This window comes from Streptomyces malaysiensis subsp. samsunensis, from assembly GCF_024519315.1.
Taxonomy (GTDB): Bacteria; Actinomycetota; Actinomycetes; order Streptomycetales; family Streptomycetaceae; genus Streptomyces; species Streptomyces malaysiensis.
Map to the genome: position 1 here is coordinate 91073 of NZ_JANIIC010000029.1, position 19676 is coordinate 110748.

Consider the following 19676-nt stretch of genomic DNA (forward strand, 5'->3'; position numbering starts at 1 on the left):
TCATCCGTGCGGTCACGCGGCATGCTTGTATTCGTGGAGGATGCCGCCAAGGCGGTCGTGGCGTCGTATGTCGAGGTTGCTTAACTTGTCCGGATCGTCGATTGGTGAGGGCAGCGGGTGTAGCGGTCGGGCGTTCGCGATGCCTTGGTGTGGTCGGTGGAAGTTGTAGAACTGCTCGAACTCTCGCAGGGCGTGGAGGAAGTGCCGCTGGTTCCAGATCAAGGTCCGGTCCAGGAGTTCGTGTCTGCAGGTCTGCACCCACCTTTCCATGACCGAGTTCATTCTCGGCATCTGGATGCCAGTGAGGACGACCTCGATCCCTGCGTCCTTGAGGACGGCATCGAACAGCTGGGGGAACTTCCCGTCCCGATCGCGGATCATGAATCGCGCCCGGCAGCCGACGTCCTCGAGGTCCATGACCAGGTTCTTCGCAGCTTGCGTTACCCAGGAGGCGGCCGGGTGTGCGGTGGCGCCCAGGATCCGGAGGCGGCGACTGCTGTGTTCGATCACCGCGAGTACGTACATCCGCGTGCCGGACAAGGTGACCGTCTCAAAGAAGTCGCAGGCCAGGAGGGCGTCGGCTTGGGAGCGCAGGAAGTCGGCCCACGTGCTGGAACTCCGGTCGGTCGCTGGATCGACGCCCGCGTCCTTGAGGATTTTCCAGACGGTCGAGGCGGACACTTTCACGCCGAGCACGAGCAGCTCACCGTGCAGACGCCTGTAGCCCCAGTTTGGATTCTCCCTCGCCAGACGCAGTACCAGAATCCGGATAGAGCGCACCGTACGAGGTCGGCCGGGTCGCTTGGGCCGCGATAAGGCGGCATGCCGGCGCCTGGCGAGGTCGCGATGCCAGCGCAGCACCGTGTCAGGACGCACGAGCAGCCGCACTCGCCGCAGGGCGGGTAACGGCAGCCGGTGCAACAGCGCCGCTAGTAACGCCCGGTCGCTTGAGCTGAACCGGACTTTGCCTTTGCCGAGTTGGCGTTCCAGGACCGCGATCTGATGGCGCAGGGCAAGGATCTCTACATCCTTGTCCCGGCCACTTATCGGCAGCAAACGCAGCACCGCGAAGGCATTCGTCACACCGAGGTAGGCCAGTCGTAGCAGCACGATCGATCATCATGACGCGTGGACCACCGGCTACGCGAGAGCGCCGGCTCGAGCGACCGCGGCTGGCGAGTGTGGGGTCCGGTGCAGGCCTCCGACTAGGGAGGATGACATTCTCGGCAAGCGCAAGGTCACGGACCGCCAGCGCGGACGAGCGGACAGTTCGTCGAGGACAGCGGTGACCGCGGCGATGACAGTGCTGGCGGAGCCGGCCGTCGGCCTCTCAGCGCGCACGAGCACCCGGCCCTCCGTGTCCACCACCGCGCCGGCGATCTTCGTCCCACCGATGTCGAGTGCCCCGCACATGACTCTTGTGTGTCCCTTCTCCGCTGTTCCGCAGGAGGCGTTCGCTCTGCGGGGCTTCACTGTGCCGACCCTTCGACATCGTTGCCCAGCAGTAAGTTCGGTTGCCGAACTTTCTGTGGAGCGAAGCGGCCAATCCTGAGGGAGGTGGCGCGGGCCGCGCGCGGGATCGGGGACGGGCGGCTCGCGGCTCGGTACGGCCGGACTCGGTGGCCCGTGCCGGGGTCGCCGGTGTCCACGACGTTAAGAGCGCAGCAGAACCATGGCAAGACTGCCGACGTAATAAGTTTTGCCGCTAATCAAAGGGTCGCGCTGTCGGCCGGTACCGGCCGACAGCGCGACGTGGAGGTCAGATCGCCTTCCGGCGGGACGATACGGGGCGTGCACGGCCCGCGGTGGCGCCGACCGCGACTTCGGGCTCCGGCTCCCCGAGCGCGCTCGAAAGGGGGAGGCTTCCTTGGCGCAACGGCACCAGTTCGGCCCGCAGCACCATGGTCGCCGCTCCGATGGCGGGAGCGGTGGCGGCCGAGTCCGACAGGCGCACGACCACCGGATGCGCGGCGCGTGCGAAGAAGGTCCGGTCCAACTCCTCCTGCACGACGGGCAGATAGACGGAACCGGCGACAGCCAGACTGGGGCCCGTGAGTACGACCGTCTCCAGGTCCATGACGTTGGCGAGTGCTCGCGTGGCCAGGGCGAGCCAGCGTGCCGAGCGCTCCAGGAGTTCCCGGGCGCCACTGTCCCCGAGCCGGGCCGCCCGCGCCACCGCCGCGAAGTCGGCGGCTACCGAGGGGCGTTGGCCGCCCGGGCCCTGGGCGAGGCCGGCCGCCCGGGAGATGCGTGCGTCGGCGCGGGCCTGTGTCACCACGGCGGCCGGGCCCGCGAGCGCTTCGGTGCACCCGCGTGCGCCGCACCAGCAGTCGGGGCCGTCGACGTCGAGAGACATATGGCCGATCTCGCCGGCGTTACCGCTGCGGCCGCGGTAGACTACGCCGTCGATCATGAGGCCGGCGCCGATGCCGGTTCCCATGTAGACGGCGGCGAAGCTCGGGGTGCCGCGCACCACGCCGGACCAGTGCTCGCCCAGGGCCGCCGCGGTGGCGTCGTTCTCAAGGACGACCGGAAGGCCGGTGGCTTCCGCCAGTGCCTGGTCGAGAGGGAACTCCTCCCAGTGCCGCATCGTCGGAGGTGTCAGGCGCATGCCGCTGGCCGGCGTGAGCGGGCCGGGTGACACCAGGCCGAGGCCCAGGACCAGGTCCCGGCTGATGCCGACCCCCTGGATGAGCTTGTCCACCTCGTCGGCCATGCGGGCCACCACCGCGGGAGGATTGTCGGTGCCTGCCCCGGCCCTGGACATCCGGGCCACCACTGAGCCGCCGAGGTCGGTGAGCGCGTAAGTGATGCCTGAGTGGTCGAGGTGGACGCCGACCGCGTAACGGGAGCTCTCGTTGAGCGCCAGCAGGGTTCGCGGCTTACCTCCAGTGGACTCGGAGCGGCCCACCTCGGTGACCAGTCCGTCGTCGATCAGGCGCCGCACCACGGTCGAGATCGTGGCGCCGGTGAAACCCGTCGCCTTGATCAACCGGACGCGGCTGATTGTTCCGGCAGCCCTGATGACGTCCAGCACCGCGGCCCTGCTGGTCGCATGGGGCATGTCCCTCGCTGACCCTCCCATCGACATCCTCCCGGCGCCCACAGGCGCTGTGTCTCGGCCGGAGACTCCGGCATCGATCAGTTTATTTGCTGGACGAACATAGCAACGGAGGGGCCCTGATGAGCAGTGCTGTCGCACAGTCGATGGTGTAGATCCCGCGGCAATGGCCGCCGCGGGGCCTGCCTCCGTGTCCGGTGCAGCGGACCAATGAAACAGTTCCCGCCGATGTGTTGACTTTCTTTCTTCATCAGCTTAACAATCTCGCCACACAGGCATGGTTCCCCGGCCCCGTGAGGCGGCTCCGGGGCCCCGGCCGTCCGGCAAGGACCGCCTCGAGAGAGTGGCCCATATGTTTAGGTTTCGTAGTGAATCGCGTCGTGTCAGCATCGCGGGGGGCATGGTCCTCGGCCTCGTCCTCACGGGGTGCGGCGGCGGAGGTGGTACCGGCGGTGGCGGGGGTGGCTCCGACACACTGGTCGCCTATACCGGCCAGAACGGCGACTACCAGATCAACTTCAACCCGTACTCGCCGACCGTGATCGACGGCCCCGGCACGATCTTCGAGCCGTTGTTCTTCTACAACATCGCCCGCAAGGACAAGCCCCAGCCGCGCCTGGGCACCGCCTACTCCTGGAACAAGGAAGGCACCGAGCTGTCGGTCACCCTCCGGCCAGACGCCAAGTGGAGCGACGGGCAGAAATTCACAGCGGACGATGTCGTCTTCACCCTCGACATGATCCGCAAGAACCCCGGCATGAACGGTGCGGGGTACTCCGGCACTGCCAAGGCCGTCGACGCCACCCACGTAAAGATCACCTTCGATAAGCCGTCCTTCACTGACGGCCCGCAGATCCTCGGAAAGTCCTGGATCGTGCCGAAGCATATCTGGTCGAAGGTCGGCAAGCCGGCCGAGGACGTGGTGAAGAAGCCAGTGGGCACCGGCCCCTTCAAGCTGGCCGAGTTCAAGCCGCAGGCGTTCACCCTTGAGGCGAACCAGGACTACTACGGGGGCGCCCCCGCCCTGAAGAAGGTTCGCTTCGTGGCGCTCTCCGGGAACCAGTCCGGCGCCGACGCTCTCAAGGCCGGCCAGATCGACTGGAACACCGGCCCCGTGCCCGACATCAAGAACGTCTCGAAGAACTACCCGGGCTACCAGGCCATCACCGTTCCGATGAACCAGGCGGCCCTGTTCACCTGCTCCAGCGCCGACCTCGGATGTACGGGACCGCAGACTGATCAGGCGGTGCGCAAAGCCATCTACTACGCACTGGACCGCACCCAGCTCAACGCCCTGGCCTTCGAGAACACCGCCAGCGAGATCTCCCCGGGCTTCGCCCTGCCTGAGCGGGACAAGGCGCTGGTGTCCGACAAGCTCACCGACCCCATCGCGCCGATGAAGCCGCACCCGGACAAGGCCACCGGCCTGCTGCGGGACGCCGGCTACACCAAGGGTTCCGACGGCATCTACGCCAAGAGTGGCAAGAAGCTGAACCTTACGGTCAAGGTCGTCTCCGGCTGGACCGACTACATCACCGCCGTCAACACGATGGCCGAGCAGCTGAAGAAGGCGGGCATCAAGCTCACCGTGCAGCAGGTGTCGTGGAACGAGTGGTCGGACGCCCGAGGCCGCGGCCAGTACCAGCTGCTGATCGACTCCCTGTCGCAGGGGCCCGCCCCCGACCCTTACTACACGTACAGCTACTTCTTCTCTTCGAAGACCACCGCGCCGGTCGGCAAGAGCGCCAACCCGAACTTCGCGCGGTTCAAGAACGCCAAGGTGGATGACGCCCTGGACGCCCTGAAGGCCATCGACCCGCAGGACACCGCCGCCCGGCAGCCGTACTACGACACGATCCAGACCGAGATCGAGAAGTCGATGCCGTACATCCCGGTCCTCACCGGTGGCACCACGAGCGAGTACAACGCGGGCAAGTTCACCGGCTGGCCCAGCGAGGACGACCTCTACGCCTTCCCCGCGGTCTGGGGCCGCCCCGACAACTCGCAGGTCTTCCTGCACCTCAAGCCCGCCAAGTGAGGCATGAGGACGTGAACAAGCCCGTCGAGGAGGAGCGCATCATGATCGGCAGTGACCGATGAGGTACTACGCCCGCAAGTTCGGTTTCTATCTCGTCGCCCTGTGGGCGGCCGTCACTCTCAACTTCTTCATCCCGAGAATGATGCCGGGGAACCCGGTGGACATCCTGATGGCGAAGCTGCAGCAGCGCGGCGGCACGGTCGATCCGTCGGTACGCCGGTCCTACGAGCTCCTCCTCGGGGCCGACCGCAGCGACTCACTCGTGCAGCAATACGTCTCGTACTTGGGCAATCTGCTGCACGGTGATTTCGGGGTCTCGGTCAGCTCGTATCCCGCCAAGGTGTCGGACGTGATCGGGCAGTCCCTGCCCTGGACCATCGTTCTGATCGGTATGGCGACGCTGATCTCCTTCGTGCTCGGTCTCGTCCTCGGGACGGTGGTGGGCTGGAAGCGCGGCACCTGGCTGGACTCGATCATCCCGAGCACCACCGTGCTGGCTGCCGTGCCCTACTTCTGGCTGGCCCTCATCCTGGCGGCGCTGCTCTCTTCCACCCTGCACTGGTTCCCGCTGCTCGGCGGATACGACGTGTCCCTCTCCATGGGCTGGAACTGGCCGTTCATCTCCTCAGCGATCTACCACGGCATCTTGCCCGCGCTCACCGTCGTGATCTCTTCCGTGGGCGGATGGCTCCTTGGCATGCGCAACATGATGGTGTCCACCGCGGCCGAGGACTACATCCTCACGGCACGCGCGAAGGGCCTGCGGGGCAACCGCATCATGATCCGCTACGCAGCACGCAACGCGGCGCTGCCCTCGGTGGCGGGGTTCGCCACCTCGCTCGGTTTCGTGGTGTCCGGATCCGTCATCACCGAGCAGGTCTTCTCCTACCCCGGCATCGGCGGCCGGCTGCTGCAGGCCGTCGAGAACAACGACTATGCGCTGATGCAGGGAATCTTCCTGGTCATCACCGTCGCGGTCCTGGGCGCCAACCTGCTCGTGGATCTGCTCTACGGGCTGATCGACCCCCGTACCCGAGTGAGCAACTGACCGGAAGGACCATCCGTGACGAGTCTCATTCCCTCCTCCAGCGGGCTGGAGGACCTGCCTCCCGGCGCCGAGCCCGGGGCCGTGCCCGCACCCGCATCCACCCGGCGCACCGGCTGGCGCGCCATGCTGCCCAGCTGGACACCGAAGCTGGCCGTCGGACTCGGCCTGGTGGTCGCCATCGCGCTGTTCGGGCTCATCGGGCCGGTGCTGGCCGGCGATCCGGACACCATCCGTAACATCAGCCTCACCGCACCGAGCGGTGACCACTGGCTGGGCACCACGCAGACTGGCCAGGACGTGCTCGACCAGCTCACCCACGCCACGCGGGGATCGCTGCAGATCGGTCTCCTCGTCGGTGTCATGGCCACAGTCCTGTCCGCGGTGTTCGGCGTGATCGGCGGCTACGTCGGCGGCATCGTCGACGAGGCGTTCTCGCTGTTCTCCAACGTCATGCTCGTCATCCCCGGTCTGCCGCTGGTGATCGTCATTTCCGGATTCGTCCCCGCCGACCAGCGCGGATCGTGGACCATCGCCCTGGTCCTCGCCGTCACCGGCTGGGCTGCCTCCGCACGCGTGCTGCGCGCCCAGACCCTCTCCGTGCGCAACCGCGACTACGTGGCCGCGGCCAGAGTCGCCGGGGAGAAGCCCTGGCGCGTGATCTGCGTCGAGATCGTGCCCAACCTGCTGCCGGTGCTGGCCTCGCAGTTCGTCTTTGCGGTGATCGCCGCCATCCTCAGCGAGGCGGGCCTCTCCTTCCTGGGCCTCGGCGCCTCCAACTCCTCCACGCTGGGCACGATGCTGTATTTCGCGCAGAACGGCTTCGCGCTGCAGCGGGAGGCGTGGTGGTGGTTCGTACCGCCCGGCCTGATCATCGCCGTCTTCGGATGCGGGCTCGCCCTCATCAACCTCAGTCTCGACGAGATCATTAACCCGCGGCTGCGCCGCCCCGTCCGCAAACGCGCCGCCCGCGCCGCATCCGGGAGCAGCCGGAACTCTGCCGTCAGGAGCACCGCCGCATGACCCCCGACCTGTCACCGGACACCGCTCCGGCACCTGGAACTGCTCCGCAGGCACCGGTCCTGACGGTGCGTGACCTGAACGTCGTGTACCAGAGCGACCCTCCCGTGCACGCCGTCAGGGACATCTCCTTCACCCTGCACCGGGGCGAGATCCTCGGCCTCGCGGGCGAGTCCGGCTGCGGCAAGAGCACCCTCGCGTACGCGATCAACCGCCTCCACGAGTGGCCCGCCGACGTCACCTCCGGATCGGTCACCTTCCACGACCGCGACGGACAGGACCTGGACCTGCTGGCCCTGGGCCGTGAGCAACTGCGTAGGTTCCGCTGGTCGAAGCTGTCGATGGTGTTCCAGGGCGCGATGAACGCTCTCAACCCCGTCACCTCAGTACGAGCACAGCTGGAGGACGTACTCACCACGCACCGCCCCGGCATGTCCAAGCAGGACCGCCGGGCACGCTGCGCGGAGGTTCTCGAACTCGTCGGAGTCGAGCCCCGGCGGATGAACTCCTACCCGCACGAGCTCTCCGGCGGCATGCGCCAGCGAGTGATGATCGCCATGGCTCTGCTGCTCGACCCGCAGGTCATGATCATGGACGAGCCAACCACCGCCCTCGACGTGCTGGTACAGCGCGGCATCCTGCGAGAGATCCTCCGGCTGCGGGAGGAGCTCGGCTTCGCCGTCATCTTCATCACCCACGACCTGCCGCTGCTGCTCGAACTGAGCGACCGCATCGCGGTGATGCTGCGCGGCGAGATCGTCGAGTGCGAGGCTGCGGAGACGATCTACCGGCAGCCACGCCATCCCTACGCGCGCCGACTCCTTGATTCCTTCCCGCGCCTGACGGGGGAACGTGGAGCCTTCCTTCGGGACGACGGGCAAGCCGCGCCGAAGACCGTTCGGGATACGACACCCACCGGGCCCGGCGCGGCAGACCGAGAACAGGTTCGTTCTGACGGGGGTGTGCGATGACCACGCTGGAAGTGCGCGATCTCGTGAAGGAGTTCACGCTCAGGTCCGGGCTGCGCCGCACCCGGCTGCGCGCCGTGCACCGTGTCGACTTCACCCTCGTGCCCGGCCGCACCGTGGCCTTGGTCGGGGCGTCCGGCTCGGGCAAGTCCACCGTCGCCCGCATGATCGCCCGTCTGGAGAAGCCCACGTCCGGCACGATCGCCGCCGTCGGCCCGGACGGGACGCGGATCAAGGACCGCCACTACCGGGACCACGTGCAAATGGTGTTCCAGGACCCGTTCGCCTCGCTCAATCCTTTCCACAGCATCGAGCACCACCTGGCTCGCCCCCTGGTGCTGCACGGCCGGGCGAAGGGCCGCGAACAGGTCCGGGAACAGGCGTCACAACTCCTCGAGCGAGTGAGCCTGCCGGTCGAGCTGATGGACCGGCGCCCGCACGAACTCTCGGGCGGACAGCGTCAGCGCGTCGCTATCGCCCGCGCCCTGGCGCCGGGAGCACGGGTGATCGTCGCCGACGAGCCGGTCTCCATGCTGGACGTGTCCAGTCGGCTCGGCGTCCTCAGCCTCCTGGCCAGGCTGCAGCGGGAGGACGATCTCGCGGTGCTCTACATCACCCACGACCTGGCCACGGCGCGGCACTTCTCCGACAGCATCCTGGTGATGAACCGCGGGCGGATCGTCGAGCGCGGCCCGGCCGACGACGTCATCCTCACTCCCCAGCACCCGTACACCCAGACCCTGGCCGCCGCGGCCCCGAACCCCGAACTGCGCGGCCGCCTGCTCTCGTCAGAACCCGAACCGCAGGCGGCCTCCGACCGCCATCACCTCACGTATGACCACGAGGCCGGGCGGTGGATCGACATCGATGCCGCAACGGACTCCGACGCCGCCGTGGCAGGGTGAGACATCAGGAGCACGGACGAACTCCCGAACTGGACCGGTGGCGGCCCCGAGCTGACGCTCGGGGCCGCCCCCTGACCGACCGGTCCGGCTGCTCTCGCCGCGTCCTGCGGGCGCGGCACCCGCCGCCGAACCGTCGCGGATGCGGCCCCCCTGGTCGAGGTGCAGGTCCTCGGCCAGGGGCGGTTCCCCGGCAGCCACCGGTACGCCGACACACGGTCGGCGCCCGCCTGCGCTTGGTCGACCACACCCGTACCACGACGGCCGGCGGCGGCGCGGAACTGCGGATCTGCCAACGCGACCCGGCCACCGGGCTGACCGCCACCAGCGTCTTCCGTGCCACGCCGGACAGCTCGGCAGTACGCACATGGACCGAGCTGGGAACCGACGGCGAGGAGCTCACGGTGCAGGCCGTCATCTCGGCCTGCACCGGCGTCTTCCTCACCGACTCGGGACGCGGAGTCGACGACTCCGACCTCGCGCAGTTCCTGGTCCACCGGAGAGCACCTGCCCACCTGGGCTCTGGTGGCCCGGGAGGGCTCCTGGGCGCTGGCCTGGCAGATCGAGCTCAACGGGGCCTGGCACTGGGAGGTCGGCGAACGCCGGCATGGCGCCCACGTCGCCCTGCTCGGCCCCACCGACACTGAACACCAGTGGTCCGCTGGCCTCCGGGCGGGCCACGGATTCACCAGCGTCCCGGTGTCTCGCCGTGGCCGCAGGCGGACTTGATGAGACCATCGGCGTCCTGACCGTGCAGCGCCGCGCGCTGATCCGCTCCCGCCCACCCCAACTCCCCGTGTCCTTCGACGACTCCATGAACAGGCTGATGGGCGCCCTCACCACGGCCCGACTGCTGCCGCTGATCGACGCCGCGGCGTCGGCGGGCGCGGACATCTTCTGCGTGGACGCGGGATGGTGCGACGAGGACGGCGGCTGGTGGGACAGTGTGGGGGAACGGCGCCCCTCGACGACACGCTCCCCCGGCGGTCTCGGTCGGGCCTGGACCGCATCCGGGAGCGCCGCATGGTGCCGTGCACCTGGCTCGAACCGGAGGTGATCGGTGTCCGCTCCCCGCTGGCCCGGACGGCCGGGACGCCCGGCCGCGGGTCCTCTTCCCCGCGGCAGCGACGAGTTGGAACACCCACTGGGACGCCACCTGCGGAGAACTCCGGCTCGACAGCGCGACGCAGGCGCCGACGGGCCGCGTGGTGCGGCTCAGCCCGAACCCGTAGGACCCGTCACAGCCAGGGGCCCACCGACGTCACGTCGGTGGGCCCCTGGCACTGCGCTGTCGGGCGCGGGATCAGACCTGCGTCACCCGCAGCAGGACCAGCCGCTCCGGGTACAGCGCGGGCGCCTGCAGCCCGGCGTTCCCGAGCACGGCGCCGGGGAGTTCGACGCCGTCCCCCGTCCACCAGGGCAGGTGCAGGCCCCAGTGGTGTGCGTTGCCGTCCGGGACGTCGCCCGGGGCCTGGGGGCGAACGCGGTAGACGGCGTGCTCGTCAAGTCCGGGCAGCCGCACCGGGCCGGTCGGGTAGAGCTCGGACGTTCCGGTGGCGACAAGTGCGTAGACGGCCTCGGTCCGGTCCTCGGCGACCACTCCGTGCACCTGGTACGCCGGATCGGCATGGTCGCCGTGCACGGCCGTCCCCGAGTGCAGCAGGGGTCGCAGTTCCTTGTACAGAGCCACCCACTGCGTCAGGCGTTCCAGCTCCTCCGGTCCGGCGGAGGTCAGGTCCCATTCGATGCCGAAGTGGCCGAACAGGGCGGTGCCGGCCCGGAAGTCGAGCGGGTGGCTGCGACCGGTGGTGTGGGACACGGGCGAACCGACATGCGTACCCATCAGCTCCAGCGGGACGAGGGCATTCGTCCATCGCTGGATCTGCTGCCGTTCCAGGGCGTCGATGCAGTCGGACACCCACACCCGGTCCGTGCGCTCCAGGATGCCGAGGTCCACTCGCCCGCCGCCCGATGAGCAGGACTCGATCTCCACACCCGGGTGCAGGGAACGCAGTTCGTCCAGCAGCCGGTAAATGGCCAGGGTCTGATCGTGCACACCGGCCTGCCCTGTCGGCTGGTGCCCGGCCTCGACCAGGTCGCGGTTGTGGTCCCACTTCAGATAGGAGATGGGGTACGTCGTCAGCAGGTCGTCAAGGCGCTCGAGGATGTATGCGTACGCCCCGGGCCGGGCCAGATCCAGGACCTGCTGGTTGCGGGCGGCGCCCGGCAGCCGGCCGCCGGTGGCCATGATCCAGTCGGGGTGTGCGCGGGCGAGGTCGGAGTCCTCGTTGATCATCTCCGGTTCCACCCAGAGCCCGAACTCCATGCCGAGCGCCGTCACATGGTCCGTCAGCGGGCCGAGCCCCTTGGGCCAGACCTCGTCGGAGACGTACCAGTCGCCGAGCGCCCGGCGGTCGTCACGGCGCGCGCCGAACCAGCCGTCGTCCAGGACGAACCGCTCTGCGCCTACCGCGGCCGCCGTGTCCGCAAGCCGCTTGAGCCGGTCCAGATCCTGGTCGAAGTAGACCGCTTCCCAGGTGTTGACGACCACGGGCCGGGGCGAGGACGGATGGTGCGGACGGGCTCGCAGATGGCGGTGGAAGCGGGCCGACACCTCGTCCAGGCCGCGTCCGTACGCGCCGTACTGCCAGGGCGTGCTGTAACTCTCGCCGGGGCCGAGCACCATCTCGCCGGAGAGCAGCAGTTCCCCGGAGCCGAGCAGCGCCACGGAGTGGAAGGTGCGCTCCGCGAACGTGCGGTGGTTGCCCGACCAGGCCGTGTGCACGGCCCACACCTCACCGCTGCCGTTGCCGAAGCCCTGGGTACCGGCCGCGAGCAGGTAAGTCGAGTCGAAACCGGTGCGGCCCGTTCGGTTCTCGCGGACCCGCAGCCCCTGGGTGAAGGCGGTGCGCTGCGGGCTGCGCTCACGCAGGTGGTGACCGGTGAAGTCGAAGAGCTCCACGGCCGCGGTCGGCACGGGCAGGGTGAGGTTGACCGCGTCCACGGCGAATGGGGTGTCCGCGAGGTTGGTGACGCTCGCGCGCTGGCGCACCAGCCCTTCGGGGGTCAGCTCGATGGTCAGTGTCAGGTCGAGGGCCGCGGCCGTGTCGCGTGCGTGCACGACGAGGCTGCCGGGCCGGTCATCGTCAATGTCCCCGCCGGCTGTGAGTTCGGTGCCGGTGATGCGGAAGGCGGACGAGAAGTCCGCTCCGCCGCGGTTGCCGACCAGCCCCGGAGTGCCCAGCCAGCCCGCCGACTGCTCGGGCAGTACGGAGACCTCGACGGGCTGGTCCACGGAGAAGCCGATCGGCTGACGCTGCGACGCCAGGCGCAGCGCGTGAAGGTGCGTGGCGGACAGTTCGCCCAGGTCGGCCCCCCAGTGCAGTACACGGGGGAGGATGTCCGCCGACAGGTCCAGGACGAGGGCGGTGCCCGCGGCGCGCAGGTGGATCGGTTCGGAGCCGGGTATGAGGGTTTCAGCTGACACAGTTGGCGCTTCCTCGCAGTGGGGGTGTCCGTGCGTTCGTTGACTTACTTAAGTTGGTAACGTAACAATGCTTGAGCTTATCGGCCTCGTTCCGAAGACACCAGAGTCCAGCACTGGTGGACGTGCCCACCCCGCGATCGGCTCCGTCGGCGACCGTAGCTTCGACCGAAGCGTCGTGCTGAGCCCCGTCAGTCCTGACCCGCGTACCACCAGACCGTTCCCTCACCGTGTCTCCTACGCGAAAGGTGTGCCGTGCTGCAGGAGAGGCGTGTCTACGACAACCGGCGACCAGTCCTCGGCGTCGTCGTGCCCTGTTACGACGAAGCGGAGGTGCTGGCCCGCACCCACACCCGCCTGACCCGGGTCCTCGAAGGGCTCACTGGATTCGAGTACGAGCTGATCTACGTGGACGACGGCAGTTCCGACGGTACCTGGGCGGTCATCAACTCCCTTGCCGGAGAGCGCTGTTCCGTGCGGGGCCTGCGGCTCAGCCGGAACTTCGGGCATCAGGCCGCCTGCCTGGCCGGGCTGCGCGAGTCCGTGGGCGACGCGGTCGTCGTCATCGACGCGGATCTGCAGGATCCGCCGGAGTTGATCCCGGAGCTCGCCGCCCTGTGGCGGGACGGCTGGTCCGTGGTGTCCGCGCGACGCCGCAGCCGCGACGGCGAGACGCTGTTCAAAAGGGCCAGCGCCTACGCCTTCTACCGCCTGCTGAACTCACTCTCCGACCACTCGCTCGCCCTCGACACCGGTGACTTCCGGCTCGTGGACAGGGAGCTGGTGGCGCTGCTGACCGGCGTACCTGACAAGAACCTGTACCTTCGCGGTGCCGTCAGCTGGTTCGGGCTGCCCGAGACCAGCGTGACGTACGACCGCGACGCCCGGCAGGCAGGCGAGTCGAAGTACACCCTACGCAAGATGCTCGCCCTGTCGCGGCGCGGCCTGCTGGCCGGTTCGGTGGCGCCGTTGCGGCTGTCCACCTATGTCGGAACGGCCGTATTGACAGGGGGATGTGCGGCCGCCCTGATGCAGCGGAACGCCCGTCTGCTCGCCCGGCCAGGAGCCTTCGGTGCGCATGCCATCGCGCTCGGTGTCGTCGGTGAGTACCTGCACGCCGTCTTCCGGCAGGTGCAGGGGCGCCCTGACTACGTGGTCCAGGACCGGCTTGGCTGCGCGGACCGCCCCGCCACCGTCACCTCCGCACCCCCTTCCCGCCAGTCCCGCAAGGAGCGTGTCGCCCTGTGAGCACGGAGATCACACCGCAGTCGGCAACGCAAGCCGGCGCCGTGGACGCTGTCATAGTCGGCGCCGGGTTCACCGGCCTGTCCGCCGCGCTCGAACTCGCCCTCCAGGGCCGCAGCGTGCGTGTCATCGAGCGCGAGGAGACCATCGGCGACCTCGCCTCCAGCTTCGACATAGGCGACGGCAAGCGCCTCGAACGCTTCTACCACCACTGGTTCTCCTCCGACGCGGAGATGATCCGGCTGTGCGAGAGCCTCGGCATAGCCCATCTCCTGGAGGCGCACGAGACACGTACCGGCGTCTACTACGCCAACTCGGTGTACCGGCTGTCCGCGCCGCTGGACGTGCTGCGCTTCGCACCGCTTCCGATGCGCGACCGGATCCGCCTCGGCGTGCTCGCTCTGCGAGCCCAACGGGTGGAGCACTGGAGGGAGTTGGAGTAGCTGACCGCGCGCGAGTGGCTGATATCGCTGGGTGGGCGCCGGGTGTACGAGGTGGTGTGGCGGCCGCTCCTCGAAGGTAAGTTCGGCAAGTACGCCGACCAGGTCGGTGCCACCTGGATGTGGACACGAAGCTGCATCTGCGTGGCGGCAGCCGGACCCGCTCTGGCAAGGAAACCCTCTACTACATCAAGGGCGGCAGCGAGGCACTGCTCGGTGCGTTGCAGCGGCGCCTTGAGTCCCTGGGGGTCGAGATCCTCACCGGAGTGGCGGCGGATGCCGTGCACACCGAGGGGGCCGGGGTGAGCGGAGTGGGCGCGGGCGGGGTCTTCCACCCGGCCGGCCAAGTGCTCGTCACCGTCGCCCCGCAGTTGGCCGTGGGACTGCTCGACCACGACGGCGCCGACCACCCGGCCGTGCCGGAGCTCCAGCGGCGCTGGTCAGCCACCGACTACCTTGGCAACCTGTGCCTGGTCCTGGAGAACAACCGCAAGCTCTCCGACACGTACTGGCTCAATGTCAACGACCCCGACTTCCCGTTCGTGGGTGTCATCGAGCACACCAATCTCGACCGGCCCGAGCGCTACGACGGCAAGCACGTTGTGTATCTGTCGAAGTATCTGCCGACCGACGCCGAGCTGTACCGGATGTCGGACGAGGAGGTCTTCGCGTACAGCCTGCCGCACATCCAGCGCATGTTCCCGGGCTTCGACCGCAGCTGGGTCGAGCGGTTTCACGTCTGGCGCGCCGAGCACGCGCAACCCGTCATCACGCCGCACTACAGCCGGGCCATGCCCGCTGTGGAGTCACGGGTGCGGGGCCTGTACCTGTCGAGCATGGCGCAGGTGTTCCCCGAGGACCGCGGCACCAACTACGCGGTGCGCGCCGGCCGGCGCGCCGGACGTCTCATCGCCGACCGTCTCCGTGCCGCCACCCCCGCCGGGAGCGCCTATGTCTGAACTGATCACCTTGGACCAGGCGGAGGCAATGACCACGGAGCAGGCCCATGACCTGTACCGGCGGTACGTTTCCCGGAGCCAGGTCTCCCTCATCGGCTCGTTCGGGTTCGGCCGAGACCTCGTCGATCACGCCGAGGGTGCGTGGATCCATCTGCGCGACGGGCGCCGGATCCTCGACTTCACCGGCGGCGTCGGTGTCCTCAGTCACGGCCATAACCACCCGCGTATCCTCGCCGCGCGCCGCCGCTTCCAGGAGCAGCGCCGTATGGAGGTGCACAAGAACTACTTCTCGCCGTACGTCGCGGCCCTCAGCCACAATCTCGCGCAGCTGCTGCCCGGCGACCTGAACATCAGCTACTTCCCCAACTCCGGTGCGGAGGCGGTGGAGGGCGCGGTGAAGCTCGCCTACAAGTACCACCGGGGGCGGCGCGGCACCGTCCTGCACACCGATATCGCCTTCCACGGAAAGCTCCTGGGCGCGGGCAGCCTGACAGCCTCGCCCGAGACCCACTTCCCGTATCCACAGATCCCCGGCACGGACACGTTCGCGTACGACGATCTGTCCTCGTTCCTTCTCTCGCTCGACCGGCACACCGCCTCCTCGGGGGAGAGCGATGTGTACGCCGTCGTCCTGGAGCCGTTCAGCGCCTCCAGCCTGCGCGAGTGCTCTCCCGAGTTTCTGCGCAGGGTGCGTCGGCTGTGCACCGAGCGGGACATCGTGCTGATCTTCGACGAGGTGTACACAGGCTGGGGCAAGACGGGCGCCCTCTTCCACTTCATGCACCACCCGGGTCTGGTGCCGGACATCGTGACGACGTCGAAGTCGTTCGGCGGCGGCAAGGCGTCCATCTCCGGCTACGTCGCCCGCGAGCCGATCTTCCGGGCGGCGTACGACAACCTGTCCGACGCGACGCTGCACAGCACCACGTACTACGGCTTCGGCGAGGAGACCGCGACCGCGCTGGAGGCGGTGGCGGTCGCCGTCGACGAGGACTTCCCCGGGCGTGCCCGCGCGCTGGGGGAGCGCCTTGAACGGGGTCTCGCGGAGGTGGCCGTCCGCCATCCGGGTCTGGTGCAGCAGGTGACGGGGCGGGGCGCGCTGCACGGTGTGTTCCTCACGCCGGGGCCCGACGTCCCGGCCAGGCTGCGCGAGATGCTGCCGACGTCGGTGGCCAGGGACCCGCAGGCCGTCTCCAAGCTGCTGACCGGCGCCGTGGTCGCCGCCCTCTACCGCGACCACGGCATCCTCACCTTCTTCGGCTCCAACCGGCTCATCGCGCTGATCGTCTCGCCGCCGCTGGTGGCGCAGGACGACGAGGTGGACCTGTTCGTGAAGGCCCTGGACGACGTGCTCGGGCAGGGCGCCTCGAGGCTCCTCGCCGGACTGGTGCGGGAGAAGGTGACCGCGTGAGCGGCGACCGTACGCCGCGGGCACGGGCCCTTGAGCGCGCCCTCTACGACAGCGGTCTGCCCACCTGCTGGGCCGGGTCCTACGCGGCTCTGCGCGACTCCCGCGCCCTGGAACGGGCGGTGCGCCACACCGCCGCGAGCCTCGCCCTGATGCCCGCCGCCTACCGGTGGGGCACGGTCACGGCCCTGCGCCTGTTCCCTGTCGCCTTCCGCGCGGTGACGCGGACGAGCCCGCACTCCGCCTCCCCGGAACGACTGCGCCACGGTCTCGGGCAGCTGCGCGCCCGGCCCGGCTACGCCGATGTGCTGCGCGCCACCACGGCGTTGGCGTTGTATGGGGCCCTGGACGGTACGGCGCCCCGCCCCGCGCACCCGCCGCTGGGGGCCGTGCGATGAGGCATGCTGCGTACGACATCGACTGCGACGCCCTGGTGATCGGGTCCGGCGCGGGCGGCAGCGTCGCCGCGCTCGAACTCGCCCGCGCCGGGCGGCAGGTGACCGTCCTGGAGGAGGGCCCGCGCGTCACCACCGCGGAGCTCGCGGCGGCCAGCCCGGCCGAGTCGATGCGCCGCCTGTACCGGGGCGGCGGGGCGATCGCCGTCCTCGGCACCCCGACCATCGCCTACGGCGAGGCCCGCGTGGTCGGCGGCACCACCGTGGTCAACGGCGGTCTGCTGTGGGAGCCGTCGGCGATGGTCCTGGACCGCTGGGCCGCCTGGTCCGGCTACGGCGGCTACCGCTTCCCCGTCGTCGGCGCCCGCTTCGCCGACGTACAGCAGCGCCTCGGGATGATCGTCCAGGAGCACGGCGAGGGCAACGAGGACTCCCGGCTGCTCGCCCGGGCCGCCGAGTCGCTCGGCTGGCGCTGGCAGCATCCGCAGCGGGTGGTGCGAGGCTGCGAGCATCGCAACCAGTGTGCCACCGGCTGTCCCAGCGGCGCCAAGCAGAGCATGGCCGTCAGCTATCTGCCGCAGGCCGAGGCGCTCGGCGCGCGGATCCACGACGGGGTGCGGGCGCGGCGGCTCGTGCACGGGCGCGGCGTGGTCACCGGCGTGGAGGCCACGGACGCGGCCGGGCGGCCCGTCCGCTACCTGCCGCGCACCGTGTTCGCCGCCGCGGGCCCGATCGGCACGCCCGTGCTGCTGCGCCGCAGCTCCGTCCACCGGCACACCGCCGGGCGCCGCCTCGCCCTGCACCTCAACCTGCGGACCGTCGCCCGCTTCTCCCGGGTCGTGGACGCGGTGCGCGGCACCATGTTCACCGCCCAGGTCCAGGAGCACTCCGGGCTCGGCATCCTCGTCATGCCGTCCAACCTCACCCCGGGCGGCCTGGGCGCCGCGCTGGCCGGACGCGACCCTCGCCAGGTCGACGCACTCCTCGACGTTCGCGCCCACTTGGGCATGTTCACCACGCAGGTCCGTATGCAGGGCCCGGCGAGCATCACCGCGTGCGTGGGCGGCGCGCCACTGCTGCGGCACGGCATGACCCAGGCGGACCATCACACGTTGCGGCTCGCGTTCCGCAGAACCGCGCGGCTCCTGTTCGCGGCGGGTGCCGTCGAGCTGCTGCCGCCCACGTCGACGGCCGGGCCCCTGCGCGACCTGGCCGACGTGGACGCGTACTGCGCCCAGGTGCGGCCGCGTGACTGGGAGTTGGTGTCCGTGCACGGCATGGCCAGCTGCCCCATGGCGCGGCCCGAGCGCGGCGGGGTGTGCGACGAGACGGGCAGGCCGCACGGCTTCCGCAACCTGCACGTGTGCGACGCCAGCGTGCTGCCCGGTGCCCCCGGCATCAGCCCGCAGGGAACGATCATGTCCTACGCCCACGAGATCGTGGGCCGTCATCTGGAGTCCGTGTGAGCGACCACACCGCCCAGCGAGTGAAGACCGGTCGACCGGCCGGCACCGCACCGCTGTTCAACAACGCCGCCGTCGTCGCCTCGTGCGTCGGCTTCGTCCTCATCGGCGCGCTGCAGGCCCTGTACGGTCCGGCGATCCCGGCCTTCCGTGAGGAGTTCGGGCTCTCCCCCTCCGGCGCGGGCCTCGGCCTGAGCGCCCACTTCGTCGGCGGCGTCACCGGTGTGCTGCTCTTCGACCGGCTCTTCGGGCGGCTCGGCAACCGGCAGATCCTGGCCAGCTCCTACGTCCTGATGGCGGTCGGCGCCGCGGGCGTCGCGCTCGCGCCGGCCTGGCCGCTCGCCCTGGCCGCCGCGCTGCTCGCCGGGCTCGGCTTCGGCGGTATCGACTACGGCCTCAACCAGCTGTTCGCGATCGGCTTCGGCCACCGGTCGACCGCCATGCTGAACATCCTCAACGCCCACTTCGGGATCGGCGCGATCCTCGGCCCGATGCTGATCGGCGCAGTCGGCGCCACGCACTACCCGGCGGTCTTCCTCGGCTTCGCCGTGGTCAACCTGCCGCTCCTGCTGTGCCTGAAGGGCGTACGCGACCGGGCGCCCGAGCTGGCCTCCTCAGCACAGGCCACGGCGCCCACGGGCGCGCTCGGGCGCAGCCTGGCCTCCGTGCTCGGCGTGTTCATCGCGCTCTACGTGCTGCACGTCGGCATCGAGGCGGGCGTGGGCGGCTGGGAGCCCACCCACCTGGAGACCGTCGGCTTCGGCGCCGGAGTGGCTGCGACCGCCACGTCCGTGTACTGGCTGATGATGACCGTCGGCCGGTTCCTCGTCGTGCCGATCGCGCTGCGGTTCTCGGCCCAGGCGATCATCACCGTCTCCTGCGTGGGCATGACCGTGTGCCTGCTGCTCGCGACGGTGCCGGGACTCGCCCCGTACGCGTACGCGGGTGTCGGCCTGTTCATCGCACCGATCTTTCCGACGGGCCTTCCCTGGCTCAACAAGGCGGCCCCGCGGGCCCGCAGGGCCGGGGCCGTGGTCATCGCCGCGTCCATGATCGGCGGCGTCGCGGCCGGACCCGTGCTCGGCAAGGCCATCGAGTGGTCCGGCATCCGCGCGGTGCCGCTGCTGCTATGCGGTGTCTCGGCGCTGTGTCTGGCCGCCACGCTCTGGCTGATCCGCGCCATCCGCACCCACTGATCGACTCGTCTCCCTTCCGGGGTGTTCTGGGTGCCTCACGCTCGTTGACTTA

The 19676-nt window shown here is 69.5% G+C and carries 16 protein-coding genes and 1 pseudogene; 13 read left to right on the forward strand and 4 right to left on the reverse strand.

The window, feature by feature from the left end; all coding sequences use genetic code 11:
- Positions 1-12: 12 nt before the first annotated feature.
- The 3 genes and pseudogenes from NQU54_RS24185 to NQU54_RS24195 form a co-directional block, all read right to left on the reverse strand.
- Complete coding sequence (locus tag NQU54_RS24185) at positions 13-1110, reverse strand: helix-turn-helix domain-containing protein (RefSeq protein WP_257632937.1); 1098 nt, start codon at positions 1108-1110, stop codon at positions 13-15.
- Between the two features lie 138 nt (positions 1111-1248).
- Positions 1249-1413: pseudogene (locus NQU54_RS50560) on the reverse strand (ROK family protein); the annotation flags it as partial.
- A 346-nt stretch (positions 1414-1759) separates the two neighbouring features.
- Positions 1760-3064: an ROK family transcriptional regulator gene (locus tag NQU54_RS24195; protein ID WP_257632938.1), complete on the reverse strand. Its 1305-nt coding sequence runs from the start codon at positions 3062-3064 to the stop codon at positions 1760-1762.
- 397 nt (positions 3065-3461) lie between these two features.
- Here NQU54_RS24195 and NQU54_RS24200 point away from each other — a divergent pair, with 397 nt between their 5' ends.
- The 6 genes from NQU54_RS24200 (at position 3462) to NQU54_RS24225 (ending at position 10091) form a co-directional block, all read left to right on the forward strand.
- Positions 3462-5099, forward strand: coding sequence for an ABC transporter substrate-binding protein (locus NQU54_RS24200; protein ID WP_257632939.1), 1638 nt, complete (start codon positions 3462-3464; stop codon positions 5097-5099).
- A 58-nt stretch (positions 5100-5157) separates the two neighbouring features.
- Positions 5158-6147 (forward strand): ABC transporter permease, encoded by a 990-nt coding sequence (locus NQU54_RS24205; RefSeq protein ID WP_257632940.1) that lies wholly within the window; start codon positions 5158-5160, stop codon positions 6145-6147.
- A gap of 15 nt (positions 6148-6162) precedes the next feature.
- Complete coding sequence (locus NQU54_RS24210; RefSeq protein ID WP_257632941.1) at positions 6163-7167, forward strand: ABC transporter permease; 1005 nt, start codon at positions 6163-6165, stop codon at positions 7165-7167.
- The gene (locus NQU54_RS24215; protein WP_257632942.1) at positions 7164-8135 is read left to right on the forward strand and encodes an ABC transporter ATP-binding protein; all 972 of its coding nucleotides are present in this window, start codon (positions 7164-7166) and stop codon (positions 8133-8135) included. The genes NQU54_RS24210 and NQU54_RS24215 overlap by 4 nt, the downstream gene beginning before the upstream one ends.
- Positions 8132-9037: an ABC transporter ATP-binding protein gene (locus tag NQU54_RS24220; RefSeq protein WP_257632943.1), complete on the forward strand. Its 906-nt coding sequence runs from the start codon at positions 8132-8134 to the stop codon at positions 9035-9037. The genes NQU54_RS24215 and NQU54_RS24220 overlap by 4 nt, the downstream gene beginning before the upstream one ends.
- 706 nt (positions 9038-9743) lie before the next feature.
- On the forward strand, positions 9744-10091 hold the full coding sequence (locus NQU54_RS24225; RefSeq protein ID WP_257632944.1) for a hypothetical protein: 348 nt from the start codon (positions 9744-9746) through the stop codon (positions 10089-10091).
- A 246-nt stretch (positions 10092-10337) separates the two neighbouring features.
- On the opposite strand, the gene NQU54_RS24230 is transcribed toward NQU54_RS24225, so the two are convergent.
- Positions 10338-12521 carry an alpha-galactosidase gene (locus NQU54_RS24230; protein WP_257632945.1) on the reverse strand — a complete coding sequence of 728 codons (2184 nt, stop codon included), beginning with the start codon at positions 12519-12521 and terminating at the stop codon, positions 10338-10340.
- Positions 12522-12773: 252 nt separating this feature from the next.
- Here NQU54_RS24230 and NQU54_RS24235 point away from each other — a divergent pair, with 252 nt between their 5' ends.
- From NQU54_RS24235 to NQU54_RS24265, 7 genes are all read left to right on the forward strand, one after another.
- Positions 12774-13766 carry a glycosyltransferase family 2 protein gene (locus tag NQU54_RS24235; protein ID WP_257632946.1) on the forward strand — a complete coding sequence of 331 codons (993 nt, stop codon included), beginning with the start codon at positions 12774-12776 and terminating at the stop codon, positions 13764-13766.
- Positions 13763-14206 (forward strand): FAD-dependent oxidoreductase, encoded by a 444-nt coding sequence (locus NQU54_RS24240; protein ID WP_257632947.1) that lies wholly within the window; start codon positions 13763-13765, stop codon positions 14204-14206. The genes NQU54_RS24235 and NQU54_RS24240 overlap by 4 nt, the downstream gene beginning before the upstream one ends.
- Positions 14207-14325: 119 nt before the next feature.
- Positions 14326-15162 carry a hypothetical protein gene (locus NQU54_RS24245; RefSeq protein WP_257632948.1) on the forward strand — a complete coding sequence of 279 codons (837 nt, stop codon included), beginning with the start codon at positions 14326-14328 and terminating at the stop codon, positions 15160-15162.
- A complete protein-coding gene (locus NQU54_RS24250; RefSeq protein ID WP_257632949.1) occupies positions 15155-16573 on the forward strand; it encodes an aspartate aminotransferase family protein in 1419 nt (472 codons plus the stop codon). Before NQU54_RS24245 ends, NQU54_RS24250 begins: the two co-directional genes overlap by 8 nt.
- Positions 16570-16968: a hypothetical protein gene (locus tag NQU54_RS24255; RefSeq protein ID WP_257632950.1), complete on the forward strand. Its 399-nt coding sequence runs from the start codon at positions 16570-16572 to the stop codon at positions 16966-16968. The genes NQU54_RS24250 and NQU54_RS24255 overlap by 4 nt, the downstream gene beginning before the upstream one ends.
- Complete coding sequence (locus NQU54_RS24260) at positions 16965-18431, forward strand: GMC family oxidoreductase (RefSeq protein WP_257632951.1); 1467 nt, start codon at positions 16965-16967, stop codon at positions 18429-18431. The genes NQU54_RS24255 and NQU54_RS24260 overlap by 4 nt, the downstream gene beginning before the upstream one ends.
- Positions 18428-19624 (forward strand): MFS transporter, encoded by a 1197-nt coding sequence (locus NQU54_RS24265; RefSeq protein WP_257632952.1) that lies wholly within the window; start codon positions 18428-18430, stop codon positions 19622-19624. The genes NQU54_RS24260 and NQU54_RS24265 overlap by 4 nt, the downstream gene beginning before the upstream one ends.
- Positions 19625-19676: the final 52 nt, after the last annotated feature.